24 protein-coding genes and 1 tRNA gene are annotated in these 25,119 nt (G+C 60.4%); 1 reads left to right on the top strand and 24 read right to left on the bottom strand.

Going from position 1 to position 25,119, the window contains the following annotated elements; all coding sequences use genetic code 11:
• Window positions 1-332: 332 nt before the first annotated feature.
• The 16 genes from FGF54_RS04555 to FGF54_RS04480 form a co-directional block, all read right to left on the bottom strand.
• Window positions 333-1,826, bottom strand: coding sequence for an ABC transporter substrate-binding protein (locus FGF54_RS04555; RefSeq protein ID WP_142779040.1), 1,494 nt, complete (start codon window positions 1,824-1,826; stop codon window positions 333-335).
• 230 nt (window positions 1,827-2,056) lie between these two features.
• Entirely contained in the window at window positions 2,057-3,067 is a 1,011-nt protein-coding gene (locus FGF54_RS04550) for an ABC transporter ATP-binding protein (RefSeq protein ID WP_142779039.1), read from the bottom strand.
• A gap of 12 nt (window positions 3,068-3,079) precedes the next feature.
• Entirely contained in the window at window positions 3,080-4,162 is a 1,083-nt protein-coding gene (locus FGF54_RS04545) for an ABC transporter ATP-binding protein (RefSeq protein WP_142779038.1), read from the bottom strand.
• A gap of 139 nt (window positions 4,163-4,301) precedes the next feature.
• Window positions 4,302-5,207: an ABC transporter permease gene (locus FGF54_RS04540; RefSeq protein ID WP_003520821.1), complete on the bottom strand. Its 906-nt coding sequence runs from the start codon at window positions 5,205-5,207 to the stop codon at window positions 4,302-4,304.
• On the bottom strand, window positions 5,197-6,141 hold the full coding sequence (locus FGF54_RS04535; protein ID WP_020810438.1) for an ABC transporter permease: 945 nt from the start codon (window positions 6,139-6,141) through the stop codon (window positions 5,197-5,199). Before FGF54_RS04535 ends, FGF54_RS04540 begins: the two co-directional genes overlap by 11 nt.
• A gap of 73 nt (window positions 6,142-6,214) precedes the next feature.
• Window positions 6,215-6,703, bottom strand: coding sequence for a Cu(I)-responsive transcriptional regulator (cueR, locus tag FGF54_RS04530; RefSeq protein WP_142779037.1), 489 nt, complete (start codon window positions 6,701-6,703; stop codon window positions 6,215-6,217).
• Between the two features lie 11 nt (window positions 6,704-6,714).
• Entirely contained in the window at window positions 6,715-7,725 is a 1,011-nt protein-coding gene (locus FGF54_RS04525; protein ID WP_142780137.1) for a 2Fe-2S iron-sulfur cluster-binding protein, read from the bottom strand.
• A gap of 12 nt (window positions 7,726-7,737) precedes the next feature.
• Window positions 7,738-10,242 carry a heavy metal translocating P-type ATPase gene (locus FGF54_RS04520; RefSeq protein WP_168208008.1) on the bottom strand — a complete coding sequence of 835 codons (2,505 nt, stop codon included), beginning with the start codon at window positions 10,240-10,242 and terminating at the stop codon, window positions 7,738-7,740.
• 166 nt (window positions 10,243-10,408) lie between these two features.
• A tRNA-Leu gene (locus FGF54_RS04515) sits at window positions 10,409-10,494 on the bottom strand.
• Window positions 10,495-10,729: 235 nt separating this feature from the next.
• Window positions 10,730-11,458: a nuclease gene (locus FGF54_RS04510; RefSeq protein WP_142779035.1), complete on the bottom strand. Its 729-nt coding sequence runs from the start codon at window positions 11,456-11,458 to the stop codon at window positions 10,730-10,732.
• Between the two features lie 163 nt (window positions 11,459-11,621).
• Window positions 11,622-12,155 (bottom strand): MerR family transcriptional regulator, encoded by a 534-nt coding sequence (locus tag FGF54_RS04505; protein ID WP_003520813.1) that lies wholly within the window; start codon window positions 12,153-12,155, stop codon window positions 11,622-11,624.
• Between the two features lie 274 nt (window positions 12,156-12,429).
• Window positions 12,430-12,768 (bottom strand): integration host factor subunit alpha, encoded by a 339-nt coding sequence (locus tag FGF54_RS04500; protein ID WP_003502236.1) that lies wholly within the window; start codon window positions 12,766-12,768, stop codon window positions 12,430-12,432.
• Window positions 12,769-13,012: 244 nt separating this feature from the next.
• Complete coding sequence (locus FGF54_RS04495; protein WP_059752548.1) at window positions 13,013-13,984, bottom strand: beta-ketoacyl-ACP synthase III; 972 nt, start codon at window positions 13,982-13,984, stop codon at window positions 13,013-13,015.
• A 4-nt stretch (window positions 13,985-13,988) separates the two neighbouring features.
• Window positions 13,989-15,050, bottom strand: a complete 1,062-nt coding sequence (gene plsX / locus FGF54_RS04490) for a phosphate acyltransferase PlsX (protein WP_035261625.1) — start codon at window positions 15,048-15,050, stop codon at window positions 13,989-13,991.
• 98 nt (window positions 15,051-15,148) lie between these two features.
• Window positions 15,149-15,712, bottom strand: a complete 564-nt coding sequence (locus tag FGF54_RS04485) for a DUF177 domain-containing protein (protein ID WP_142779034.1) — start codon at window positions 15,710-15,712, stop codon at window positions 15,149-15,151.
• 8 nt (window positions 15,713-15,720) lie between these two features.
• The gene (locus FGF54_RS04480; protein WP_035261628.1) at window positions 15,721-16,260 is read right to left on the bottom strand and encodes a ubiquinol-cytochrome C chaperone family protein; all 540 of its coding nucleotides are present in this window, start codon (window positions 16,258-16,260) and stop codon (window positions 15,721-15,723) included.
• A gap of 271 nt (window positions 16,261-16,531) precedes the next feature.
• On the opposite strand from FGF54_RS04480, the gene FGF54_RS04475 reads away from it, so the two are divergent.
• Window positions 16,532-17,062 (top strand): outer membrane protein assembly factor BamE, encoded by a 531-nt coding sequence (locus FGF54_RS04475; RefSeq protein WP_003520808.1) that lies wholly within the window; start codon window positions 16,532-16,534, stop codon window positions 17,060-17,062.
• 76 nt (window positions 17,063-17,138) lie between these two features.
• Here FGF54_RS04475 and FGF54_RS04470 read toward each other — a convergent pair whose 3' ends face one another.
• The 8 genes from FGF54_RS04470 to nrdR all read right to left on the bottom strand — a co-directional run bounded on the left by FGF54_RS04470 (window position 17,139) and on the right by nrdR (window position 25,107).
• Entirely contained in the window at window positions 17,139-19,277 is a 2,139-nt protein-coding gene (locus FGF54_RS04470) for a sodium-translocating pyrophosphatase (protein ID WP_003520807.1), read from the bottom strand.
• Window positions 19,278-19,495: 218 nt separating this feature from the next.
• Window positions 19,496-20,719, bottom strand: coding sequence for an MFS transporter (locus FGF54_RS04465; protein WP_142779033.1), 1,224 nt, complete (start codon window positions 20,717-20,719; stop codon window positions 19,496-19,498).
• A 21-nt stretch (window positions 20,720-20,740) separates the two neighbouring features.
• Complete coding sequence (gene nusB / locus FGF54_RS04460) at window positions 20,741-21,238, bottom strand: transcription antitermination factor NusB (RefSeq protein WP_004441180.1); 498 nt, start codon at window positions 21,236-21,238, stop codon at window positions 20,741-20,743.
• Between the two features lie 4 nt (window positions 21,239-21,242).
• Window positions 21,243-21,689, bottom strand: a complete 447-nt coding sequence (locus tag FGF54_RS04455; protein ID WP_020809943.1) for a 6,7-dimethyl-8-ribityllumazine synthase — start codon at window positions 21,687-21,689, stop codon at window positions 21,243-21,245.
• Between the two features lie 164 nt (window positions 21,690-21,853).
• Window positions 21,854-22,486 (bottom strand): LysE family translocator, encoded by a 633-nt coding sequence (locus FGF54_RS04450; protein ID WP_142779032.1) that lies wholly within the window; start codon window positions 22,484-22,486, stop codon window positions 21,854-21,856.
• 283 nt (window positions 22,487-22,769) lie between these two features.
• Window positions 22,770-23,381, bottom strand: coding sequence for a riboflavin synthase (locus tag FGF54_RS04445; RefSeq protein ID WP_142779031.1), 612 nt, complete (start codon window positions 23,379-23,381; stop codon window positions 22,770-22,772).
• Window positions 23,381-24,625 carry a bifunctional diaminohydroxyphosphoribosylaminopyrimidine deaminase/5-amino-6-(5-phosphoribosylamino)uracil reductase RibD gene (gene ribD / locus FGF54_RS04440; protein ID WP_142779030.1) on the bottom strand — a complete coding sequence of 415 codons (1,245 nt, stop codon included), beginning with the start codon at window positions 24,623-24,625 and terminating at the stop codon, window positions 23,381-23,383. Before ribD ends, FGF54_RS04445 begins: the two co-directional genes overlap by 1 nt.
• Window positions 24,626-24,627: 2 nt before the next feature.
• Window positions 24,628-25,107, bottom strand: a complete 480-nt coding sequence (gene nrdR, locus FGF54_RS04435; protein WP_003496675.1) for a transcriptional regulator NrdR — start codon at window positions 25,105-25,107, stop codon at window positions 24,628-24,630.
• Between the last annotated feature and the right edge of the window lie 12 nt (window positions 25,108-25,119).

Raw genomic sequence — 25,119 nt, 5'->3', positions numbered from 1 at the left:
GTCCCTCTTTCCTCCCCGACGGCGAACGCCCTCTCCCTTTCGATCAGGGATGACGGTGGAGGTTTTTCCAGTTTAATGAAGCGAATCATCCACATGCCGTCACACCGGCCTTGTGAACCTGTCTGTCCCCCTCCTCCGTCATTCCGGCCTTGAGCCGGAATCCAGCCGACGTGCGTCTGTACGGCGGGAAGACTCCTTTAAGCCCAAGGACTTGGGCTGGCTGGATTCCGGCTCAAGGCCGGAATGACGGAGGAGAGGTTCAAGGGCCTCATCACAAAAAAGACCCGGCTCTTGCGAGCCGGGTCCCTCTCAATCAACACCATCACGCCAACTTACTTCGTTGCCAGATCCTTGGTCATGACAAAATAGTTCAGCGGATGCGGCTTGTAGTTTTCGAGCTTTGCCGAATAGGCGTCGAACACGGTCTCATGGATGAGGAAGACGGAGACGGCTTCGTCATAAATCTTCTTCGCCGCTTCGCCGTAAATGGCGTAGCGCTTGACGGGTTCACCCGCCGAATAGGCGGATTTGATCAGCTTGTCCGTCTCCGCATTACAATAATGCGAGATGTTGTAGCTGCCGCCGCAAGTATAGTCGGCATTCAGGAAACCGGCCGGTTCGGCGACATCGGTGGCGTAACCGCGAGACAGCAGCGCCATGTCGAAGTTGCCGGCCAGCATATCAGGCTCGATGGCGCTGTAATCGGCAACGCGAACATCGACCTTGATGCCGATTTCCTGCAACTGCGCCTGGATGATCGCCGCGACATCCTTGAGTTCGGTCTTTGCGGTATAGGCAAGGAGCGTCACTTTCAGGCTGCCGGGTGCAACGCCGGCCTCTTTCAGAAGATCCTTGGCTTTTTCAACGTCATAGGCGGGTTTGGTTTCCTTTGCAGCCCATGGTTCGCCGGCCGCAAAAGGCATGGTCGCGCCCTTGACCACGCCTTCATAGATACTCTCGGCGATACCACCCGTATCGATGGCGGCCTGGATCGCCTGGCGCACCTTGATATTGTTGAAAGGCGGCTTTGAATTGTTCAGCAGCAACTGGGTGATACGCGGCGACGGGATCGGCGCGACCTTGACGCCATCGGTGGATTCGATGGTCTTGACCGTCCATGGCGGCACGAGCCGCGAAACCTGCGCTTCCCCGGTTCGGACCTGGGTGGCGCGTGTGTCGGCATCGGGCACGAAATTGACACGGCCGCCGGAAAGTTTCGGCATGCCGCCCCAATAGTCGTGATTGGCCGTCAGAACCATATGCTGGCTGGGATCGACCTCGGTGATCTTGAAAGGTCCGGTGCAGGTTCCGATCGGATCGACCTTACCGTCCTTATAGGCGGATGGAGCAAGGATGGAGGTGGCGGGGCTTGCCATCTGCGCCGGCAGCAGCACGGAAGGTTCGATCGTCGTGATCTTCACCACATCATCGCCGCCAGCTTCGACGGCGGCAATCAGCTTCGGAGAAAAGGCACGGGCGGGCACGGGTGCTTTTAAGAGATTGCTGAGTGCATTGACCGCGGCCTTGGCATCGAGCGGTTCGCCGTTCTGGAACTTGACGCCCTTGCGCAGCTTGAATTCCCACACCTTGGGATCAGACTGCTTCCAGGACTCGGCAAGGCTTGGCTCCAGCTTCATGTCATAACCGACACGCACCAGGCTTTCGAAACAACCCGCACGCGAGCCGAGATAGGCGTCGTCGGAAGCCATCTGCCAGCCGGTCTTCACACCGAAATTATCGTCGTAGGTAATCGTGGCGGCCTCTGCCGCATGCGTTCCAAACGAAACCACAATGGCGCATGACGCCAAAAGTGCGTGCTTCATCATAGAATATTCCCCTTTTATTTTTGATGACAACGCTCACAATTCGTATATTTTCACGAAATTTCACTCAATCACTACAAAGGCAATAAGAATACCCTATGGATATCTCTCGATTATCCATTCGAATATTATCTATTTTACGTTTTGTACTCGGAATTTTATTCCGATATTAATCCGTAAACACACAATTCATCTGTTTTTACGGCAACAGAAAACTGTAACTGCGTTGTCCGTCAGCCCCATTCCCGCCAGCGATGGCAGCGCGCGAAATGCTCGCCGGAAACGCCTTCCAGAACGGGTTCCACCTCGCCGCATATCTCGGTCGCATATTTGCAGCGGGTGTGGAATTTGCAGCCGCTCGGAGGATTGAGAGGGCTCGGCAGATCGCCGTCCAGAAGCATCTCCGGTGCATATAACCCCGTCTCGTCCAGCATCGACGATGCTATGAGAGCCTTGGTATAGGGATGCTTCGGCGCCCGGAAAAGCTCCTCCCGGTCGGCGATTTCAACGACGCGTCCGAGATACATCACGGCGATGCGATCGCAGAGATAACGCACCACGCGCAGATCGTGGGAAATCATCAGAACCGTCAAACCGTGACGGCGCTTCATGTCCATCAGAAGGTTCAGGATCTGCGTGCGCATCGAGGCGTCGAGCGCCGATGTCGGCTCGTCGCAGACAAGGAAGCTCGGATTGAGAAGCAGCGCGCGGCCGATGACGACGCGCTGCAACTGGCCGCCGGAACACTGGCTCGGATACCGATCGTAAAAAGAGCCGTCGAGGCCGACCTCTTCCAGCATCCGGAAAACCCGGGCCGTGCGCTCCTCGCGCGTGCCGATGCCATGCTGGGCAAGCGGCGCTTCCATACTCTGGCCGATACGCATGCGCGGATCGAGTGCGGAATAAGGGTCCTGAAACACCAGTTGCACGACCCGGCGCATACGCCGAAGCGCCTCGCCCTGCATGTGCAGCATATCGTTCTGCCCGATGCTGACCTCGCCTTTCGTTGCATGGGTCAGCCGCGTAATCAGCCCGGCAACCGTGCTTTTGCCGCATCCGGATTCACCGACGAGACCAAGCACTTCCCCCTCGCCGATCGTCAGGGAAACATCGTCGACGGATTTCACCACACGGTGACCGAAGCCCGATATGGGATAATATTTGCAAAGGTTCTTCGCGACCACGAAGGGTCGCTTGCCGTTTTCCGCCGATGGCGGGGTCTGTGTCGTCGCTGTCGCTAGCATCGTCGCCCTCCCTCAGCAGACCGTGTGACTGGCATGATCGTGACCGGTATGATCGTGGTTGGCATGGTCGTGACCGACCGCCCAGCACCGCGCCTTGCGCCCTTCGGGCAAGGCATTCAGATCCGGTTCCGAGGCCATGCAGCGGCCGCCCATGCCTGCCGAATTGGCAAGCGCGCAGCGCGGATGAAACCGGCATCCACAGGACATGTCATGGGCCTGCGCACTGGAGCCGGGGATCGTCAGCAACTGTCCTTCGCTGTCGGTGGTCAACAGCGAACAGCTGATGAGCGCCTTGGTATAGGGGTGCTGCGGCGCCTTGAGGATCGCCTGGGTCGGCCCCTCCTCCACGATGCGGCCGGCATACATGACCGCGATCCGGTCGGCGAAGGCGGCGACGACCGAGAGGTCATGGGTGATGAGCAGCGTGGCAAGCCGGCGCTTGCGGCGTTCGTCGTCGAGCAGGCGCAGGATTTGTGCCTGAACGGTGACATCAAGCGCCGTCGTCGGTTCGTCTGCGATCAGAAGCTGCGGATTGCCGGAGAGTGCGGCCGCAATCATCACACGTTGCGCCATGCCGCCGGAAAGCTCGTGCGCGAAGCATTGCGCCCGCGCCGAAGGATCGGGAATGCCGACGTCCGACAGAAGGCCGACGACCCGGTTAAGCGCGGCGTGCCGGCTCATTTTACGGTGAATCCAGAGCGGCTCCGCCACCTGCGTCCTCACCCGGCTGGTCGGGTCGAGCATGGCCTGCGGCTGCTGGAACAGCATGCTGATATCGGCGCCGCGCAGCGCATCGAGTTCGGAAGATGACAGAGCGAGAATGTCGCGCCCGGCAAAGGAAATACGGCCGGAATTGATTTCCGCGCCCTGCGGCAAAAGCCGCATCAGCGACAGCGCCGTCATGCTCTTGCCCGACCCGGATTCGCCGACGAGAGCGACGACTTCTCCGGCGTTGACGGAAAGCGTCAGGCCCGAAATAACAAACTTGCGGCCATTTTGCGCCGGCACGGAAACGTGCAGGTCTTCTATCTCCAGAAGCGGTGCGCATTCAGGGGACATGGCCGTATTGGCAAGCGTTTGTCCTTCGATATTCATAAGAGTTCCCCTTATTTTTATTGAATCGGAGGCATTGCGTATTCTTCATGCGGCTTCAGACGATATTACTCTCCTTCCGGTTCCGTTGCGTCATCTATGTTTGACAATCGTCAAATTGACCATTGCCCGTTGGCAGGCGTCAATGACCGTTGGTTTTTTTCGTTTCCAGGTTAAGGCCATGGCCGATCCACGTCACGCTGAGCGCCGCCAGGAAAATCGCCAGACCCGGTGCGATGACGAGAACGGGCATCCGCTCCGCGTAAGCCTGCGCATCGGCCAGCATCAGCGCCCAGTCGGCGGCCGGCGGCTGTACGCCAAGGCCCAGAAACGACAATCCGCCCACCGTGATCAGCTTGTGGCCAAAGCGCAGGAACGCCACGGCCGCAATGGGCCAGATCGTGTTGGGAATGATATGCCGGAAGATGATGAAGCGCCGTGTGCAGCCGAGCACCTCTGCCGCGCGGATATATTCGCGGGAATTGATCGAGAGCGTCAGCCCCCGCGCCAGCCGCGCAAAAGGTGTCCAGCCAACGATGGTCAGCGACGCGATCAGCGTGCCATATCCCGGACCGAAAATGGCGACGAGGAAAATCGCGATCACCACGTCCGGTATGGCGATGAGCAGGTCCACGATGCGCATCAGCACTTCGTCGAGGATGCCACGGCTGCGGCCGCTGATGATGCCGATGAAGGTTCCGATCACGACCGACAGAATGACGGTGATGGCGGCAATCGTGACCGTGAAGCGGCCGCCGATCAACAGCCGGCTCAAGACATCGCGCCCGAGATGGTCCGTCCCAAGCCAATAGGCGGCGCTCGGCGCATTCAGCCTGAGCCGAAGGCTCTGCTTTGCCGGATCATAGGGCGAAATCCACGGCGCGATCACCAGCAGCAGGATGATGACGAGAAAAATCGCCGATCCCGCATAGAAGGTCCAGTGCCGGCGGCGGATGAAATCCGTGAACCGGGCGAGGTTCGAAGGGCGCTTGGGCGTGGTCATCGGCATGGCGGCGGCAGGCGCGCTCGGGAAGTGGCTAATGGTCATGGTGAGCTCGCATTGCTGGATTGATCAGGACATAAAAGCTGTCGGCCAGGGTATTGATCAGGATGGAGAGCGCCACGATGCAGATGAAACCGCCCTGCAGCATCGGAATATCGCGATTGACCACGGCGTCGTAGAGAAGCCGGCCCATGCCGGGAATGGCGAAGATCACCTCCACGACCACCGATCCGCCAAGCAGGCCGGCAAGCCACAGGGCGAAGAAGGTGACCACCGGCAGCGAGCCGTTGCGGATGCCGTGGCGCATGACCGTGCCATGCATGCCGAGACCGCGGCTGCGGGCCGCCGTGATATAGGGCGCGCGCAGCACCTCGGCCATTGCCGCGCGCGTCACCTGGGTGAAATAGGCGAGCGGCCGCAGCGTCAGGGTCAGTGCGGGAAGCACCAGCGAACGCCAGCTATCCCATCCGGCCGAGGGCAACCAGCCGAGATAGAGCGCAAAGACCAGCGCCGACATCGGCGCAAACCAGTATTCGGGCGTTGCAACGAAGGTCTGGATCATCAGCGTCGCGAAATTGTCCAGCCGACCGCCGGGACGCATCGCCGCCAGGGTGCCGAGCGGCAGGGCGACGGCCACCGCGACCGCCAGCGCCGTCAGCGCCAGCGTCACCGACACCCAGAGCGATCGTAAAAGCTCGGCGGCGACCGGCTGGCTGCTGGTGAAGGAAAATCCGAGATCGCCCCGCAGCGCGCCCGACAACCATGCGAAATATTGCACATAGAGCGGGCGGTCCAGTCCGAGGCTGACCCTGAGCGCCTCGACCGCATGCGGATCGAGCGCCGTATCGCGCATGCGCGACATGAGAATGGTGCGGGCCGGATCGCCGCCCGCCATATAGGGCAAAAGAAACGCGATGACGGACACGATCGCCAGCATCAGGCACAGAATAAGGAAGCGCTGTATTATCTGTATCCACATGGCTTGGTCTCCTTCACCACAATTGGCGTCTGCACTGCAATCCACGCCCGTTTCCCAAAAGAAAAACGGCCGCTTATTTCACCGGGCGCTGTAGATCCATCACCGGACCGGAGGTGCCCTTCAGCATTCCGGTGCGCTTGGGCACGATGGCCACGGTCGTAAAATCGATATCCTCGGCATGGGCGAGATCATGGATGATCGGGCAATCCGGCTCACCGTTGTCAGGGCAATAGGTTGCGAGGTTTCGCAGCGTGTCGGCCATCTCGCGAAGCGTATGCATCTTCGCTTCCAGATCGACGACATGTTCCATGACGATGCGTTTGACATCGCAGGAGGCGCCGCCCGGATCGCGCCAGAGCGTCATGAGCTGCCTGATCTTTTCGATGGAAAAACCGAGATCGCGTCCGCGCCGGATGAAACGCAGCGTTTCCAGATCATTGGCCGTATAGACCCTGTATCCCGACGCCGTACGGTTTGCCGATTTGATCAGGCCGATTGTCTCGTAGTGCCTGATCATCTTCGCAGAAACACCGGATGCGGTGGCGGCTGTGCCAATATTCATCGATCCTGCTCCTATCTTTCCGGGGTGAAAAACACGTCTGCATGAATGTCGGCATTGCGCATGCCGCGCGCCAGAAGCTGCGGCACCGTCGCCTCGATCATGGCCGGCGGGCCTGCAATATAGGCTTTCCAGCCATCGAGATCGTCGAAATCATCCGCCACGGCCGCACCGACATAACCGCAACGGATATCGGCATGTTCCTCATGCGAGAGAACCGGAACGAAACTCAGGTTGCCATGCCGCGCGGCAAGATCGCCGAAGCGGTCGAGCATATAGAGATCACGCTCGGCGCGCGCGCCAAAATAGACATGAACCGGTCGTTCGCGGCCCGTTGCGAGCGCCGCCTCGACAACCGCCTTGACCGGAGCGAGCCCCGAACCGCCGGCAATACCGAGGATCGGCCCGCAATGTTTTTCCCGCAGGAAAGAAGAGCCGAAAGGCCCGACTATCGTGACGGGGTCACCCGCTCTGGCGAGCGAGAAGATGCGGCCGCTCGTCATGCCGCCGGGAACATGCCGGATGTGGAATTCAATCAGTTCCTCATCCACCCTGCTGGCAATGGAATAATCGCGCGGCGAACAGTCGGGATAAAGCAGGCGCACATATTGTCCGGGTTTGAAGGTAAACTGCCCGCGATCGTCAAGCCGGATGCGGATGAGCTTGATATCGTGCGTGGCATCCAGCGCTTCCGCAACCACGCCCTCAAAGCGGCCGGTCGGAATATCGGCGATCTCATCCGCCCCGTCGAGCCAGCTGATCGTCATGTCGCTCAACGGCACGGCCCGGCAGGCGAGCGTCAGGCCATCGGTTTTCTCCTCTTCGGTCAAGGAGAAGGGCGTATGCTTGAGAAGATCGATTTCGCCGGAAATGAGATGAGACTTGCAGGCGCCGCAGCGGCCCATGCGACAGCCATGCGGATAAGTAACCCCTGCCGCCAGTGCGGCCTGAAGCACGGTCTCACCCTGCGCCGCCATGATGCTGCGTCCGATCTGCGGCAGATAGATTGTGTTGCCAGGCGTCATCATGTCCGCCTCCTATTCGGCCGCTGCGAGCTGCATGCCGGACGATCTGTCCACCAGCGGTGCGCGGAAGCTTTTCAGGCGCAGCGCGTTCGTCAATACGAAGACGCTGGAAAGCGCCATGGCTCCGGCGGCAAGGACAGGCGACAGCAGAACGCCATTGACAGGATACAATATTCCGGCCGCCACGGGAACGAGAGCGGCATTGTAAGCGAAGGCCCAGAACAAATTCTGGCCTATATTGCGGATCGTGGCCTTGGAGAGTGCGATGGCATTGGCCACGCCGCGCAAATCGCCAGACATCAGCACCACATCGGCGCTTTCAATGGCGACATCCGTGCCCGTGCCGATGGCTAGGCCGACATCGGCGGCGGCCAGCGCCGGCGCATCGTTGATGCCATCGCCGACAAAGGCGACACGTCGCCCGCCGGCGGCAAGCCTCTTGACGGCCTCCACCTTGCCGTCGGGCAGGACTTCCGCCACCACCTCGTCAATGCCGAGCCGACGGGCGATGGCTTCAGCGGTGCGGCGATTGTCACCCGTGATCATCGTGACCTTGAGGCCCAGCGCATGCAGCGCCGCAATCGCCTCCGGGGTCGTCTGCTTGACCGGATCGGCAACCGCGACGATCGCGGCCAGCTTGCCATCGACGGCGGCGTAAAGCGGCGACTGCCCTTCCCTGCCCAGCCGCTCGGCATCGGCTGCGAACATCGCGACATCGTAACCGAGCTTGGTCATGAACCGGTCCGCGCCCGCTTCCACCCTGCGGCCGTCGACCATGGCTGCAACACCAAATCCGGGGGTTGCCTCGAAGCCTTCCGCATCGGCAAGCGTCAGGCCGCCATGTTTCGCAGCCTCGACGATCGCTTCAGCAATCGGATGTTCGGAATGGTTCTCCAGCGAGGCGACGAGGCGCAACACCTCATCCGCATCGAAGCCCTCTGTCGTGGTAAAATGCACCAGTTTCGGCTTGCCGAGCGTCAGGGTGCCGGTCTTGTCGACGGCGATCACATCGGCATCGCGGAGCGTCTGGAGCGCATCGCCGCGGCGGAACAGCACGCCCATTTCGGCGGCGCGGCCGGTGCCGACCATGATCGAGGTCGGCGTGGCAAGGCCCATGGCGCAGGGACAGGCGATGATGAGCACCGCAACCGCATTGACGAGCGCGAAGGTCAAGGCCGGATCGGGTCCGAACGTGAACCAGACGATGAAGGTGGCGAGCGCTGCCAGCATCACCGCCGGCACGAACCAGTTGGTCACCTTGTCCACCAGCGCCTGAATGGGCAGCTTGTCGGCCTGCGCCTCCTCGACCATGCGGATGATCTGGGCAATCAGCGTATCGGCGCCGACCTTGGTGGCGCGGAAGGTGAAAGAACCGTTGCGGTTGACCGTGCCGCCGACAACTTCGGAACCCGCCGCCTTGGTGACCGGCACCGGTTCGCCCGTGATCATCGATTCATCGACATAAGAAGAGCCGCTGAGGACCAGCCCATCGACCGGCACTTTTTCGCCGGGGCGAACGACGATCACATCGCCGGTGCGCACATCCTGCAACGGCACATCGATGGTTTCGCCATCGCGCAGCACGCGGGCGGACTTGGCCTGCAGGCCGACGAGCCGCTTTATCGCCTCGCTGGTGCGGCCTTTGGCGCGCGCTTCCAGAAATCGTCCGAGAAGGATGAGCGTGACGATGACCGCCGCCGCCTCGTAATAGACATTGGCCGTGCCGCTCGGCAGGATTTTGGGCATGAAGGTTGCGACAACCGAAAATCCCCAGGCGGCGGCGGTGCCCAGCACGACAAGCGAATTCATGTCCGGCGCCAGCCGCAGAAGTGCGGGTATGCCCTTCTTGAAGAAACGCAGGCCGGGTCCAAACAGAACCAGCGTCGTCAGCGCAAATTGCAGATACCAGCTTTCCTGCATGCCGACCGTTTCCATCACGAAATCATGGATGGCGGGCACCAGATGCGACCCCATTTCCAGCACGAAAACCGGTAGCGTCAGAACAACGGCGACGGCGAGGCTGATTTTGAGGCTGCGCAGTTCCGCCTCACGCTTGTCCTGCTCTCCATCCGTGGCTTTGTCGGCAACAACCTCATTCGCCTTATAGCCCGCCCGTTTGATGGCATCCGCGAGATTGGCCGCAGAGGCGGCGTTGCCGGCGACGCGGACGGTGGCGCGCTCCGTCGCCAGATTGACGCTTGCGCCGGAAACACCGGATACGGCCTTCAACGCCTTTTCGACACGTCCGACGCAGGAGGCGCAGGTCATGCCCTCAATATCGAGTTCGATGGTTTTCTCTTCGACGCTGTAACCGGCCTGCCGCACCGCCTCGATAACGGCCGGCACATCCGGCGGCCCGGAAAAGGAAATGTCGGCACGTTCCGTTGCCAGATTGACCGAAGCTTTCAGAACGCCCGGTACCTTGGCAATGGCCTTTTCCACGCGACCGACACAGGAGGCGCATGTCATGCCATCGATCGCAATCTGATGACTCGCCCGGATCTCCATTTGTGACATGCGTATGACCCCTCTTTTCTTGTGTTAAAAAAAAGATAGGGCTTCCCATCGTGGCAAGGTCAATAGGTTCTTTTTGATGATTTTCAAGTGACGATGCCGTGCACGTGAACGGGTGTTTTACGCCGGCTCAGAAGGTGGACACAGACGATAAGTCAGGGGAAAAAAGTGGTGCGGACGGCGGGACTTGAACCCGCAAGACCAATGGTCGGCAGATTTTAAGTCTGCTGCGTCTACCGATTTCGCCACGTCCGCATTGCCGCGCCGCGTACCGTTTCGGTCGGGGCGCTGCAAAAAATCGTCATGCTTCTGGCGCCCGGCGCTGGGGCCGGTCCCAAACACGACTGAGCCTCATCTACACAGGCCGAACCGTTTCGGTCAACGGGGCCTCGGAGCATTTCCAGGAAAAGTGGGGCCCGGTTTTCCGTTCGGAAATGCGGCAAACAAAGAGCTGGAGCGTTTTCGCGATTCGAAGAAAAGCGAGAACGCTCTAGCCACACCACGACTGATTTTTTGCCGATGCCGGATGCGCGAGCCCTTCCCGCACGAGTTGGTCGGCGAAGGATACGCCCGAACGCGAAAGCCGTTTGCGTTCCGTGGCTTGGCCACCCGCAGCAGCGGAGGACGCCACATCGAAGGCGCCGGCGTTCAGCATGTCGCGAAGCCTGACCTTTGCAACGAAGCCGCGCTGGCGCTCTTCCATGCAGCGCGCCCGGTCGATCTGCGGCACTTCTATGCCGGCAAGCTGCATTTTCACGCCCTTCATCCAGAAGGTGTTGCCATCGGCCACGCAATTGTTGAGGCCGGAACGACCGCAAAAGGCAAAAGTACCGCTTTTTTCACCGAGCGAGATTTTTTCGACCGAAGGGCGCGTTTCCAGCAGGATAGCGGCGACCTGGCTCGGTTGCGAGGCGGATGGCATAGCGATCGGGCGCGGCGGCACCGGGCCGTTGCCGGGCAGAGCCGGCGATGCGGGGCGGATGGACGCCACTTTTTCCGGCGTGACGGAATCGCGTTTGACCGCTGTCGCGACTTTCGAAGAACTCGTGGCCGGAGATGTCGCCTTTGCAACATGCCGCTGCGGCAAAAGGCTGTCGCGATGTTCGTAAGCCTGAATGCCACCGGCAACGACGCCCAGCATCAGCACCCAGGGCCAAACGCTGCCGCCACCCGATTTCTTCGCCGTGCGGCGTCGTGCTGTCGATTTTCGATTGCTCACGATCGGACTCCTTTTTACGGAGCCGCATTATCGGCCAAAGGAGTTTCCGAAAGGTTGGCATTGCCGGGCGTTTTCGTTTTTCAGAGAATCGGGAAAACGCCCTAACCCCTTGTTTTCCCGATTTTCCGAATGGAAAGCACGCAAATGAGCTGTGGATAAACCGTCAGCGAACCTGATCGAGAAGGCGCTTGCATTCGAGGAGATCGAACAGGGCTTCCTGCAAAAGCGCCTGGTCGTCCTTGCCGATGCTCGACTTGCCGACCGATATTTCCGCATCGCCGCCGCCACCGCCGAAGCCGAAAAAACGGCCGCTTGGCTTGGCCTTCGGACGACCGACGACCTCGTCCCCATCGGTATCGACGACACGCGGTTCGGCGACTTCCTTTTCACCGCTCGCCGCCATGATGGCTTCCATGGTCGCAAGATCACCGGAGGCGATGGCCGCCACGAAGCGGTTGCCATTGGCTTTCAGCAGCTTCTGTACGCCCTTGATGGTGTAGCCATGGTCATAAAGAAGGTGACGAATGCCCTTCAGGAGATCGATATCGTCAGGACGGTAGTAACGGCGGCCCCCGCCCCGTTTCATCGGCTTGATCTGCGGAAAGCGTGTTTCCCAGAAACGCAGCACATGCTGCGGCAGGTTCAGCTCATCCGCCACTTCACTGATCGTCCGAAACGCGTCGGGGCTTTTATCCAAATTTCCACTCCCATCCGAACCGGAGCGCCATGCATCCGGCCGGACACTGAACGAGAACGCTTTTCACCCACCGGTCAAACAGCACGCAAAGTCGGTTACGACCCCGCGCCGACGCCGTTGCGGCGAGATACAAATCACTAAAATTGATTATGATGTGAGTCGACCGGATTTCAACGGCTTGCACGTTGAAATTCAAGTATGTTCACAAGAAGAATGGGGAAAAAGGCTTGCGATACGGCAAAAAAGGCGTCTCGCCTGGACCTTGAGAGAGGGATTATGCCCCGGCCTTCTGGCCCTTCTGCTTGGCTTTGCGGGCCGTATGGGCCTTCAGAATGCGCTGCTTGAGCACATTCGAGGCCTTGAAGGTCATGACGCGACGTGGGGAAATCGGAACTTCCTCACCCGTCTTCGGGTTGCGGCCAATACGCTCGTTCTTTTCTCGGATCTGGAATGTCGCGAAGGACGAAAGCTTGACGACTTCGCCGCGGGTGATCGCGTTGCATATTTCGTCGATGATCGTTTCGACCAGTTCGGCGGATTCGGTGCGGGACAGCCCGACTTTACGAAACACAGATTCTGCAAGATCTGCGCGTGTCACTGTCTTCCCGGCCATTTTTCCCCGCAAACCGTGTCTGAACTCTTCTCTAGGAGCCGCCGAGATTATTTCCCTTGTGGCGACCGGTCAAGGGATTGTTCCAGATTCATTTGAGGCTTTCGGCAATCAGTGCAAGGGCTTAGAGCGAGTGATACGGTTTTGACACAGGCTCGGGCCGCTCCGGCGCGTCCGATCGGGGCGTGAGCGCGAAAATCACAACCGATTTCGCGCCATCGCCCCGGCAAAGGTGGAAATCAGGCCTTTACCAGCGCAGCAGCACCGCGCCCCAGGTGAAGCCGCCGCCCATGGCCTCCAGCATGACCAGATCGCCCTTCTTGATGCGTCCGTCACCGGCGGCAACGGCGAGCGCCAGCGGAATGGAGGCGGCCGAGGTATTGCCGTGCTGATCGACGGTGATGACGACCTTTTCCGGGTCGATGTTGAGCTTCTTCGCAGAACCGTCGATGATGCGCTTGTTGGCCTGATGCGGAACGAGCCAATCGAGATCGTCGGACGTCGTGCCCGTCGCCTCGAAGGCCTGTTCAATGACGTCGGTGATCATGCCGACGGCGTGCTTGAACACTTCCCGGCCTTCCATGCGCAGATGACCGACCGTGCCAGTGGTGGAAGGTCCGCCATCGACATAGAGCTTTTCCTTATGCGAGCCGTCGGAGCGAAGCTGCGCCGTCAGGATGCCGCGATCGGCAGAAGTGCCCTCGCCTTCGCCGGCCTCCAGAACCAGCGCGCCGGCGCCGTCGCCGAAGAGAACGCAGGTGGTGCGGTCCTTCCAGTCGAGAATGCGGGAGAAGGTTTCGGAGCCGATCACCAGAACGCGCTTGGCCATGCCGCCGCGAATATAGAGATCGGCGGTCGATACGGCATAAACGAAACCGGAGCAGACGGCCTGCATGTCGAAGGCGAAACCGTGGGTCATGCCCAGCCGGTTCTGGATGTTCACCGCCGTTGCCGGAAAGGTATTGTCCGGGGTCGAAGTGGCCAGAATGATGAGGTCGATATCGTCGGGCGTGAGACCGGCATTATCGAGTGCGGCACGCGCCGCCGCTTCGCCGAGAGACGCGGTGGTTTCACCTTCGCCGGCGATATAGCGCTGCTTGATGCCTGTGCGCTGCACGATCCATTCGTCGGAAGTCTCGACGACCCCTTCGATTTCGCTGTTGGTCATGACACGCTTCGGAAGCGCTGCCCCGAAACCACGGACTATAGAGCGGATCATTCCCTTATTCCTCGTCAGCCACGAGAGCTTCGGGCGCCGGGGGCGGAAGCCGTCTTGCGTGGTAAATCTTCAGATCATTTTCAATCTTGGCCGTCAGGCCGTTGTGGACCATGTCGTAGCCGACATCGACGGCGGAGGCAAAACCGATGGCATCCGTGCCGCCATGGCTCTTGATGACAATGCCGTTCAGGCCGAGAAACACGCCGCCATTGACCTTGCGCGGGTCCATCTTTTCACGAAGAACATCGAAGGCGCTTTTCGCCAGGATATAACCGATCTTGGCAAAGAAGCTGCGGGAGATCGCCTCACGCAAAAGCGTGGTGATCTGGCGGGCGGTGCCTTCGGCGGCCTTGAGCGCGATGTTGCCGGTGAAACCTTCGGTCACCACCACATCCACCGTGCCCTTGCCGATATCGTCGCCTTCGACGAAACCGCGATAATCGATGGTGGCGAGATCGGCCTCGCGGATCAGACGTCCGGCCTCACGCACCTCTTCCTGACCCTTGACCTCCTCGACGCCGACATTGAGCAGGCCGACAGTCGGCCGGTCGATATCGAAAAGCGCACGCGCCATGGCGCCGCCCATCAGGGCGAAATCCAGAAGCTGCTGGGAATCGGCGCCGATGGTCGCGCCGATGTCGAGCACGATGCTTTCGCCCTTCAGCGTCGGCCAGATGCCGGCGATTGCCGGGCGTTCCACCCGCGCCATGGTGCGCAAACAGAATTTCGCCATGGCCATCAACGCGCCGGTATTGCCGGCGGAAACGGCGACATCCGCCTCGCCGAGCTTCACCGCTTCGATGGCGCGCCACATGCTGGAGACGTAGCGGCCACGGCGCAGCGCCTGGCTCGGCTTCTCATCCATGCTGACCGAGACTTCACAATCGTGAAAGACCGACTTTTCCCGAAGTGCGGGATATTGTGCCAGAATGGGGTCGCATTTGCTCTTCTGCCCGTAGAGCAGAAAAGTTACATCGTTGTGCCGTTCAAGCGCCTTGGCGGCACCGGGTATGGCAACATCTGGGCCGAAATCGCCACCCATGACGTCAATTGCAATTCTGATCACTCGTCCCTTATCCTTCTTCCCGCCAATCAGCGGTTTTGCGCGAAAATACCTTTTCCGGCCTTCGTTACAATAAAATTATTTCAGCCCAACGGGGCCATTCAGTCTTTTTTCCAATCTTTGAGCACGGCAAAGGGCGACGGGCGCTTTTCTTCTTCAGGCTCTTTTTCGGCCGCTTCGGCAAATTCCACATCCGGTTTGCGCGGATAGGGATCGATCGCGAGTGCCGCAAATTCCGCGACCACAGCGCCGACATCGATGCTGTCGCCGGTGAACTGGTCGGGAATATCCGGGCCGTCGGGGTCGAGCACGATCTCGCCTTCCTCATTGGTCACCATGCGCGCCAGTTTCGAACCTTCCGGAACGAAAATCTGCTCGACTGGCTCGTCGATCTTGCTCGAGATCGGCTCCAGCGTGACGACGCAGGATTGCGTTACCGCCGCATGCACTTCGCCCTTGATCTTCACGCCATCCTTCTTCCAGCGGGAAACCTGAAGCTCCGCCTTCAGATATTCGACGGAAACCACATTCCAGAATTTCGCCAGCGCCTTCAGTTCCTCGGCACTGGCTTCGAGACCAATCCTGACCGGATTGGCGGAAATATGGCCTACCTTTACGGGATAGGAAAAAGGCAGGTCGTCATTTGCAGGGTGTCGCGCGTTCATCGTGAACCTCATCGTCCAGGCAAGGGCAGCGTAAGGCTTCCGGTTGCTATTGTGTCTTCGGACTGGGCGGCAAGTTGCGTGGATGCGTCCATCATCCAGCCTGCCAGCCCCTCCATCTCGGGCGCCTTCTCATCTACCTGCGGATATATATTGCGCCGGAGCGCCGCGGCAAGGGCAACGCGGTCGGAAGCATCCAGCGCCGCCGCATAGGATTCGAGCCGCCCATAGAACATGCCGGCGAATTTCTTCATGCGCTTCGGCACGCCCTGATCGCCGATTCCCAATTCGCGGATGGAATGATCGAGGTCCTGAAAAAAGGCGTCGACGATCTCCTGGGCAATTTCCTGTCCGCTGACATCGGAGGATTTGGTGCGGCGGAAATAGAGAATCATGATGACCGACAGCATCTCGAAGCGGCCCATGACCGTATCGGGAACACCGAGATCGAGATAGAAAGCGGGCGTGCGGGCAGCGGCGGTCAAAGTCGCATATTGCCGGTCGACAATGGCGCGATTGTTGTTTTTCTTCTTGAACAGCCCGAATATCATCGTTTTTTTTCCGAACGGGACGGGTGAATTCGCTTACCGCCCATCGCCCTTGTTGCATGATCGTCAAAGCTGGTTTACCGAAGCATCCACGAATTGCAATGCTGTCGCGGTCACGTTCGTCTTTCGCCTGAAACAGTCGAAGAGAACCGGAGGAGTTCCAAAAGACCGGGAAAGCATTGAATTTGGGGAGTGACCGGGATTTTCCGTCCCCGGATTGACACAATCATGTGCACAGACACTGTGCACCACGCAATGCCGGAAGGTGCCATTCATGATCGCAGTCGGGGAAAAGCAGTTGAGCAAGCAGAAATCCGCAAGTCACGGCAATGTTCTGAGCAAGACCGCCATCGCAATCGTCCTCGCATCCGGCCTGCTTTCCGCCTGCAGCAGCACGACCGATGTGTTCCATAACGGCTATGTCATGGACGAGCAGTCGCTCCAGCTGATCCCGGAAGGTTCGAGCCGCGAGCAGGTTCTGCTGACCATGGGCACGCCCTCCACCACCGCGACCTTCGGCAACGAGGTTTTCTATTACATCTCGCAGAAGCGTGTGCGCCGCGCGGCCTTCATGAAGCCGGCGCTGGTCGAGCAGAACATTCTCGCGATCTATTTCAACAAGGACGGCGTGATCGAGCGCAAGGCCAACTACACGCTGCAGGACGGCAAGGTCTTCGACACGATTTCGCGCACCACGCCGACGGGCGGCAAGGACCTCACCTTCCTGCAGCAGCTGCTTTCCGGCGGCACCTCGGGCGCCAATATCGCCAAGAGCATTCTGGGTCAGGGCAACAACACCCCCTGATCGGAATAAGAAACGGAAAATTCAAAGGCCCGGGGATCGCTCCCCGGGCCTTTTTCATTGGTCGGAACCTAAGCCCTCAGTGGGCAAGAACCGCAAGCAGCAGCAGCGCCACGATATTGGTGATCTTGATCGCCGGGTTGACGGCGGGACCGGCGGTATCCTTATAGGGATCGCCGACCGTATCGCCCGTCACCGACGCCTTGTGGGCGTCCGAACCCTTGACGTGGCGCACGCCGTCCTTGTCGATGAAACCGTCTTCGAAGCTCTTCTTGGCATTGTCCCATGCGCCGCCACCGGAGGTCATGGAAATCGCCACGAAGAGGCCGTTGATGATGACGCCAAGCAGCGATGCGCCAAGTGCCGCGAAGGCAGACGCCTTGGAGCCGGAAATGGCCAGCACGCCGAAATAAACGACGAGCGGCGCCAGAACCGGCAGGAGCGACGGGATGACCATTTCCTTGATCGCCGCCCGTGTCAGCAGGTCCACGGCCTTGCCGTAGTCAGGCTTTTCCGTTCCGGCCATGATGCCCGGCTTTTCGCGGAACTGGCGGCGCACTTCCTCGACGATCGAGCTTGCCGCCTTGCCCACCGCCGTCATGGCGATACCGCCGAAGAGATAGGGGATGAGGCCGCCGAACAGCAGACCGGCAACCACGTAAGGATTGGCGAGGCTGAAGGAAATCTCGCCAATGTCCTTGAAGTAGGGATAGGTATCGCCATTGGCGGCGAAATAGGAGAGGTCATTGGCATAGGCGGCGAACAGCACCAATGCGCCGAGACCGGCAGAGCCGATGGCATAGCCCTTGGTGACGGCCTTGGTGGTGTTGCCGACGGCGTCCAGCGCATCGGTCGCCTTGCGCACGTCAGGATCGAGACCGGCCATTTCGGCGATACCGCCGGCATTGTCCGTGACCGGGCCGAAGGCGTCGAGCGCCACGATCATACCGGCGAGGCCGAGCATGGCGGTGACCGCGATGCCCGTGCCGAACAGGCCGCCGAGCTGGTAGGTTCCGATGATGCCACCGACGATGACGATGGCCGGCAGCGCCGTCGATTCCAGCGAGACCGCAAGGCCCTGGATGACGTTGGTGCCATGGCCGGTGACAGACGCCTGGGCGATGGAGTTGACCGGCCGCTTGTTGGTGCCGGTATAATATTCGGTGATGACGACGATCAGCGCCGTCACGACGAGGCCTACCAATCCGCAGAAGAAGAGATTGGTGCCGGTGATTTCCATGCCGGCCACCGTGCCTACCGTGCCCCAGCCGACCGTCGCATGAGTGGCGACCGCAAGACCGGCAACCGAGAAGACGCCGGTGGCGATCAGGCCCTTGTAGAGCGCGCCCATGATGGAATTGTTGGTGCCGAGCTTCACGAAGAAGGTGCCGGCAATCGAGGTCAGGATGCAGGCGCCGCAGATCGCCAGCGGATAGACCATGGCGCTTTCCAGTATCGGCGTTCCGGCAAAGAATATTGCGGCGAGAACCATGGTCGCGACGACAGAGACGGCATAGGTCTCGAAGAGGTCAGCCGCCATGCCGGCGCAATCGCCGACATTGTCGCCGACATTGTCTGCAATGGTTGCCGGGTTGCGCGGGTCGTCCTCGGGAATGCCGGCCTCGACCTTGCCGACGAGATCGCCGCCGACATCCGCACCCTTGGTGAAGATGCCGCCGCCGAGGCGGGCAAAGATGGAGATCAGCGATGCGCCGAAGCCGAGCGACACCAGCGCATCGATCACCTCACGCGATCCGGCCGGATGGCCCATCACCGAGGTGAGGATGAAATAATAGATCGAGACGCCGAGCAGCGCGAGACCCGCCACCAGCATGCCGGTGATGGCGCCCGACTTGAAAGCGATATCAAGACCGGCGGAAAGGCTGTGCGAGGCGGCCTGCGCGGTGCGCAGATTGGCGCGCACGGAGACATGCATGCCGACGAAGCCGGCAACGCCTGAAAGCACCGCGCCGACGAGGAAGCCGATGGCTGCCATGGATGACAGAAGATACCAGGCCAGAATGGCGACGATCAGTCCGACGATGGCGATGGTGAGATATTGACGGGTGAGATAAGCCTGCGCACCTTCACGGATAAAACCTGCTATTTCACGCATACGCTCGTTGCCCTGATCGGCATCGAGAACGCTTTTGGTGGCCCATACCGCGTAAACGACGGACAGGACACCGCATAAAATTACTATGGGTATTACGGTCATGCGCACTTACCTCCCAAAAGGCCGGGTCTCACTCCCTCCCCGGCGTGGCGAAACCTTGTGCAGGGAGATGCGGACGGCCTGTCCCAAATCCCGTCTTGGGCATTTGTTCCCCTCCCAAGGAAAAATGTCCTCGGAGCGGAGATTGCGTTGGCGCGAGGTGCCGCGTCAAGCCCACAAATTTGCCTGAAACTTGAAAGGAGTAGAGTGCGGCGCGCGACTCAGGCTGCTTTTTTGCGGCTTGTCAGGACGAGCGACAGGACAAGCAGGAGGCAAAGCCCGGCAACCGGCCAGATGACGAGGTTCATCACCGACCAGCCCCAGGCCGTAAACACCTTGCCGGAAGAGAAGGATGACAGGGCCACGGTGCCAAACAGCACAATATCGTGGAAACCCTGCACCTTGTCCGCCTCATGCGGGCGGTAGCTGGAGGTGATGATGGCGGTTGCGCCGATGAAGCCGAAATTCCAGCCTAGGCCGAGCAGGATGAGCGCCGCCCAGAAATTCCACAGCTCGATGCCCATATGGGCAACGATGGCGCAAGCCATCAGCACGATGAGGCCCGCCGCAACGATTTTTTCCGCACCGAATCGGGAAATCAGCATGCCGGTGAAGAAGCTCGGGCCGAACATGGCGAGAACGTGCCACTGGATGCCGAGCGTGGCGAGTTCGGTGGGGAAACCGCAGCCGACCACCATGGCAAGCGGTGCGCCGGTCATCATGAAAGTCATCAGGGCATAGGAACCGATGCCGCAGATCATGCCGGTGACGAAACGCTGCGTGCGGACGATTTCCGACAGCGGCCTTACCGATTCGACATGGGCGGCAGCCGCCTTGGGGTCGGGCAATTTCAGAAATGCCAGAATGGCGATCGAAACGAGGCCGAGCGGAACGAGCGCCAGAAAAGCGCCGGCAAAGGTGACCGGCGCAAGCAGGTCCTTGCCGAAGATGGCGAGTTGCGGCCCGACGATGGCGGAAATGATGCCGCCCGCCAGAATCCAGGAGATCGCCTTCGGCTTGTAGAAAGATGGAGAGGCGTCGGCTGCGGCGAAACGGATTTTTTGCGTAAAGCCGCCGGAAATGCCGATCAGCAGCAGGCCGACCGCAAACAGCCAGAAATCCGAACGGAAGAGCGCCACGGCGGCAATGCCGCCGCCGATGGAGCACATCAGCGCGCCGACCATGAAGCCTGCCTTGCGGCCGAGGAAGCGGGATGCGGCGGCCACGCAGATCGCGCCGAGCGCAACGCCGATATTGAAGCCGGTGAGAGGCGCGGTCGCCAGCGACTTGTCCGCGCCGAGTAGCTGGTAGCCGGCAAGCGCGCCGACCGAAAAGCTTAAGGGCGCAGCCGACCCCATGATCGCCTGCGCGATGGTGAGGAGGAAGACATTGCGCTTCGCCTCGTCCAGTTGAACTTCAAGTCCGGGGACGGAAACGGCGCTCATGTCTTCCTCACCTAAGTTTTTTTAGCGTTTTGCCTCGCCGCGCACCTGCTTGGCAATGCGGTCAAGTACCGCATTCACCAGCTTCGGCTCGTCGTGTTCAAAGAAAGCACGGGCGATTTCGACATATTCCGTGACGATGACGGCGACCGGCACGTCCTTGCGCTCCAGAATCTCGAAAGTGCCTGCACGCAGGATGGCGCGCACGGTGGCATCGAGGCGCGATAGCGGCCAGTCTTCCAGAAGGGCGGAGCGCACCAGCGGGTCGATCTTCGTCTGATCTCGAACGACGCCGGAGACGATGGAACGGAACCAGGACGGGTCGGCCTTCAGATAGGTATCGCCATCGACTTCCTGCCCAAGACGGTGCGCCTCGTATTCGGCCACGACTTCCATGACGCCGGTTCCGCCGACATCCATCTGGTAAAGCGCCTGCACGGCCGCAAGGCGGGCCGCGCCGCGCTGGTTGGCGGGCTTTACCGAGGGCTGGCGCGGTTCGCCGCCATTTTCAACATTCGACATGCGTTCAGCCACCCAGTTTTTTCTTCAGCTCGATCATCGTCAGCGCCGCACGCGCCGCGAAACCGCCCTTATCCTTGTCGGAACGACGCACGCGCGCCCATGCCTGCTCGTCATTCTCGACGGTGAGGATGCCGTTGCCGATCGGCAGCGATTCGCTGACGGCGAGATCCATCAGGGCGCGGGAGGATTCGTTGGAGACGATGTCGAAGTGGTAGGTCTCGCCGCGGATTACCATGCCGAGCGCAACGAAACCGTCATATTCCGTGCCGTCATTGTCAGCACCGTCAAGCGCCATGGCGATGGCGGCGGGGATTTCCAGCGCGCCGGGAACGGTGATGACATCATAGGTGGCGCCAGCCTCATCGAGCGCGAATTTCGCGCCTTCGAGAAGGGCATCCGCCATATCGTCGTAAAAACGTGCTTCCACGATAAGAAGATGGGGTTTGGACATGATATTTTCCTGAAAAGCTTAATGCCGGATCATACCGGCTTTTGCGGCGGTCAAACCACGGCTGGCCATTTTTGGCAAGTAATTTCATGTATCAGCGGCGCAAGAGGCCGCGTTTGCGGGGCATTTGGCCGGGTTTCACGCCTTCCGGCGCGGCTTCGCGTCAATCAGGTTTTCTGGAAGGCGAGATGGACGCCAAGCCCCATCAGCACCGTTCCGGCAGCGCGGCGAGCGAGCACCTGCACCGCCCCGGAACGCTTCAAACGCCCAACCATGGCGCCTGCGAGAAGCACGCCGACAAGATCGGCCGAGGAAAAAATGAAATTGACGGCGATGCCGAGGATCAGCAATTGCAGCCAGACCGGAAAGGCCGCCGCAGGGTCCACGAATTGCGGCAGGAAGGCCAGAAAGAACAGCGCCGTCTTCGGATTGAGCACATCGACGATGATGCTGTCGATGAAGGCGCGGCGCGCCGATTTCGGCTCGATGGTCAGATTGACCGCCTCGCCCTCAAGCTTGCTGCGCAGCATCGAGAAACCGAGCCAGACGAGATAAAGCGCACCGCAGAGCTTTACCGCGAGATAAAGCCACGGCACGGCCTGAAACAGCACCGAAAGCCCTGCCGCAGAGGCAAAAATGTGGAAATAGCAGCCGACATGGATACCAAGCACCGCCATCAGCCCGGCAAACCGTCCGCGCGCCATGGTCTGCGCCGCCGCATAAAGCATGGCCGGACCGGGGATATAGGCAAACAAAGCGGTGGTTACGAAAAAGGCTGTCAGCAGTTCGAAGGACGGCATGATGTATTTCCCCTACCCCGTTTGGGCCTAAAGACGTCTTTATAACGTTTGCGCGTCAATCGGAAGCAGAGTGTCTGACAAGAATTGATCTGTCGCCACGCTGGACGACGATAAAGCCCTTCCGTCATTCCGGCCTTGAGCCGGAATCCAGTCGACGTGCGTCTGCGCGGCGGAAAAACTATTTTCAGCCCAAGGACTTGGGCTGGCTGGATTCCGGCTCAAGGCCGGAATGACGAGAGGGAGAGGTGTCAGCGATAATAAACCGCCGAGCCAGCACTCCAGCTCATGCTGAGGGAAATTCCGCAAGCCTTGCGGCATAACGCGCCATGGTATCGACTTCGAAATTCACGAAATCGCCCGGCTGGCGTTCGCCCCATGTAGTGACGGTCAGCGTATGGCGGATCAACAGCACGTCGAAGTCCGTGCCTTCGACGGCGTTGACGGTCAGCGAGGTGCCGTCGAGCGCCACGGAACCCTTGGGCGCCACGAATTTCGCCAGATGCTCCGGCGCGCGCAGACGGATGCGCACCGCCTCGCCTTCCGATTCCACCGAAAGGATTTCCGCCCTGCCATCGACATGGCCAGAGACGATGTGGCCGCCAAGCTCATCGCCGATCTTCAGCGCCCGCTCCAGATTGATGTGGGTGCCCTTTTGCCAGCCGGCAATCGTCGTCAGGCGCAGCGCCTCTTCCCAGGCCTCGACCTCGTACCAGCGCTCATTGCTGCCGTCTTCCGGCAGTCTCGTCACCGTCAGGCAGACGCCGCCATGGGAGATCGATGCGCCCATATCGATGGTCTTGGGGTCGTAATTGGTCGCCACCCGCAGACGCACACCTTCGGCCAGAGCTTCCAGCTCGGAAACGGTTCCGACGTCGGTGACAATTCCGGTAAACATCAAATCGGCCTTTCATAATCGAAGCAACGATCCCGCCCATAGGCGGTCTCGCTGACCAGAGCATAGTCGCCCGGAATATCGGCACGCTTGAGCGGCGTTTCAATGCCGCCTTCGCCGATCACGACCGGGCTTTCGAACAGAATGATACGGTCCACCAATCCTGCTTCAAGGAATGATTTTGCGGCAAAGGCGCCGCCTTCGACCAGAAGTTCCGACATGCCGCTTTCGGCGAGGATGTGGAGGAGGTTTTCGAGCGTTGGGGCTTCGAGGATCTGGACGCCGGCGTTTTCCAGAAGTTGGCGACGGCGGTCGCGGCTACCCCCCTCTGCCCTGCCGGGCATCTCCCCCTCAAGGGGGGAGATCGGCAAGGGGCTAGCCGCTCGTTCAAATTGCGCCGGTGGTGCACCCTCTGTTCCCGTCGATGCAGGGCGGAGTGGCGCTCCATCGATCTCCCCCCTTGAGGGGGAGATGCCCGGCAGGGCAGAGGGGGGTATCGCCGCAACGATCACCGGCACCTCCCGCGCTGTCTTCACCAGCTTCGATGTCAACGGCAACTCAAACTGCCGGTCCAGCACGATCCGCACCGGGGAACGCTGTTCCATGCCGGCGATACGCACCGTCAGTTCCGGATCGTCGGCAATCGCCGTGCCAATCCCCACAAGGATGCAATCGCAACGCGCGCGCAGTTCATGCACGGCATGGCGCGCCTCGGGACCGGTAATCGCCACCTGCCCTTCGCCTTTCCTGCCGATCATGCCATCGGCGGAAACGGCAAGTTTCAGAATCACATGCGGGCGTTTTTTCACCTGACGCGTGAGGTAACCGGCCAGCGCCCTCTTCCCCTCATCCCGCAACAGGCCGGTTTCCACGACAATGCCGGCATCCCGTAAAATCGCATAACCACGGCCGGAAACACGCTCGTCCGGATCATCCACCGCCACCACGACGCGGGCGACGCCATATTCCACCAGGGCATTGGCGCAGGGCGGGGTCTTGCCCCAGTGCGAGCAGGGTTCGAGCGTCACATAGGCGGTCGCGCCGCGCGCCGCCTCGCCGGCGATTTCCAGCGCCTGCCGTTCGGCATGGGGGCGGCCGCCTATGGCGGTCACGGCTTCAGCGATGATTTGTCCGTCTTTGACGAGAACACAGCCAACCGAAGGGTTGGTAAGCGTCTGGCCCTGGTGGCGAAGCGAAACCTCGATTGCCCTTGCCATGAATCTTTCGTCATCGGCGCGGGTGGTCACGGCTAGACTCCGGCGTCCGTATCGCGGGCGATCTTGGCGTTGATTTCGGCGATGACGTTTTCGAAATCCTCGGCATGGCTGAAATCGCGATAGACCGAGGCGTAACGCACGAAGGCCACATCATCGAGGCTCTTCAGCGCTTCGAGAACCTGCAGGCCGATTTCTTCCGAGGGAATTTCCGTCTCGCCCGAACTTTCCAGGCGGCGAACGATGCCGGAGACGGCACGCTCGATCCGGTCGCGATCGACCGGGCGCTTGCGCAGGGCGATCTCGAAGGATCGCACCAGCTTTTCCCGGTCGAAGGGCAGCTTGCGGCCGCTTTTCTTGATGACCATCAGCTCGCGCAGTTGCACGCGCTCATAGGTCGTGAAGCGGCCGCCGCAATCGGGGCAGATGCGCCGCCGGCGGATGGAGGTATTGTCCTCCGCCGGACGCGAGTCCTTGACCTGCGTGTCTTCAGAACCGCAAAAAGGGCAGCGCATCTTCGTCCTTTC

Source organism: Agrobacterium sp. T29, from assembly GCF_006970545.1.
GTDB classification, from domain to species: domain Bacteria; phylum Pseudomonadota; class Alphaproteobacteria; order Rhizobiales; family Rhizobiaceae; genus Agrobacterium; species Agrobacterium leguminum.
This window is presented reverse-complemented; position numbering and strand designations above follow the sequence as displayed.

Excerpts from the sequence above, each read along its gene's own strand:
- FGF54_RS04550 (WP_142779039.1), bottom strand. The coding sequence starts at position 3,067 with ATGCTAGCGACAGCGACGACACAGACCCCGCCATCGGCGGAAAACGGC.
- FGF54_RS04545 (WP_142779038.1), bottom strand. The coding sequence starts at position 4,162 with ATGAATATCGAAGGACAAACGCTTGCCAATACGGCCATGTCCCCTGAA.
- FGF54_RS04480 (WP_035261628.1), bottom strand. The coding sequence starts at position 16,260 with ATGATATTCGGGCTGTTCAAGAAGAAAAACAACAATCGCGCCATTGTC.
- FGF54_RS04470 (WP_003520807.1), bottom strand. The coding sequence starts at position 19,277 with ATGACCGTAATACCCATAGTAATTTTATGCGGTGTCCTGTCCGTCGTT.
- FGF54_RS04520 (WP_168208008.1), bottom strand. The coding sequence starts at position 10,242 with ATGTCACAAATGGAGATCCGGGCGAGTCATCAGATTGCGATCGATGGC.
- FGF54_RS04535 (WP_020810438.1), bottom strand. The coding sequence starts at position 6,141 with ATGTGGATACAGATAATACAGCGCTTCCTTATTCTGTGCCTGATGCTG.
- FGF54_RS04495 (WP_059752548.1), bottom strand. The coding sequence starts at position 13,984 with ATGATCCGCTCTATAGTCCGTGGTTTCGGGGCAGCGCTTCCGAAGCGT.
- FGF54_RS04500 (WP_003502236.1), bottom strand. The coding sequence starts at position 12,768 with ATGGCCGGGAAGACAGTGACACGCGCAGATCTTGCAGAATCTGTGTTT.
- FGF54_RS04450 (WP_142779032.1), bottom strand. The coding sequence starts at position 22,486 with ATGCCGTCCTTCGAACTGCTGACAGCCTTTTTCGTAACCACCGCTTTG.
- FGF54_RS04465 (WP_142779033.1), bottom strand. The coding sequence starts at position 20,719 with ATGAGCGCCGTTTCCGTCCCCGGACTTGAAGTTCAACTGGACGAGGCG.
- FGF54_RS04475 (WP_003520808.1), top strand. The coding sequence starts at position 16,532 with ATGATCGCAGTCGGGGAAAAGCAGTTGAGCAAGCAGAAATCCGCAAGT.
- FGF54_RS04445 (WP_142779031.1), bottom strand. The coding sequence starts at position 23,381 with ATGTTTACCGGAATTGTCACCGACGTCGGAACCGTTTCCGAGCTGGAA.
- FGF54_RS04525 (WP_142780137.1), bottom strand. The coding sequence starts at position 7,725 with ATGACGCCTGGCAACACAATCTATCTGCCGCAGATCGGACGCAGCATC.
- nusB (WP_004441180.1), bottom strand. The coding sequence starts at position 21,238 with ATGTCGAATGTTGAAAATGGCGGCGAACCGCGCCAGCCCTCGGTAAAG.
- FGF54_RS04485 (WP_142779034.1), bottom strand. The coding sequence starts at position 15,712 with ATGAACGCGCGACACCCTGCAAATGACGACCTGCCTTTTTCCTATCCC.
- cueR (WP_142779037.1), bottom strand. The coding sequence starts at position 6,703 with ATGAATATTGGCACAGCCGCCACCGCATCCGGTGTTTCTGCGAAGATG.
- FGF54_RS04455 (WP_020809943.1), bottom strand. The coding sequence starts at position 21,689 with ATGTCCAAACCCCATCTTCTTATCGTGGAAGCACGTTTTTACGACGAT.
- FGF54_RS04540 (WP_003520821.1), bottom strand. The coding sequence starts at position 5,207 with ATGACCATTAGCCACTTCCCGAGCGCGCCTGCCGCCGCCATGCCGATG.
- nrdR (WP_003496675.1), bottom strand. The coding sequence starts at position 25,107 with ATGCGCTGCCCTTTTTGCGGTTCTGAAGACACGCAGGTCAAGGACTCG.
- FGF54_RS04555 (WP_142779040.1), bottom strand. The coding sequence starts at position 1,826 with ATGATGAAGCACGCACTTTTGGCGTCATGCGCCATTGTGGTTTCGTTT.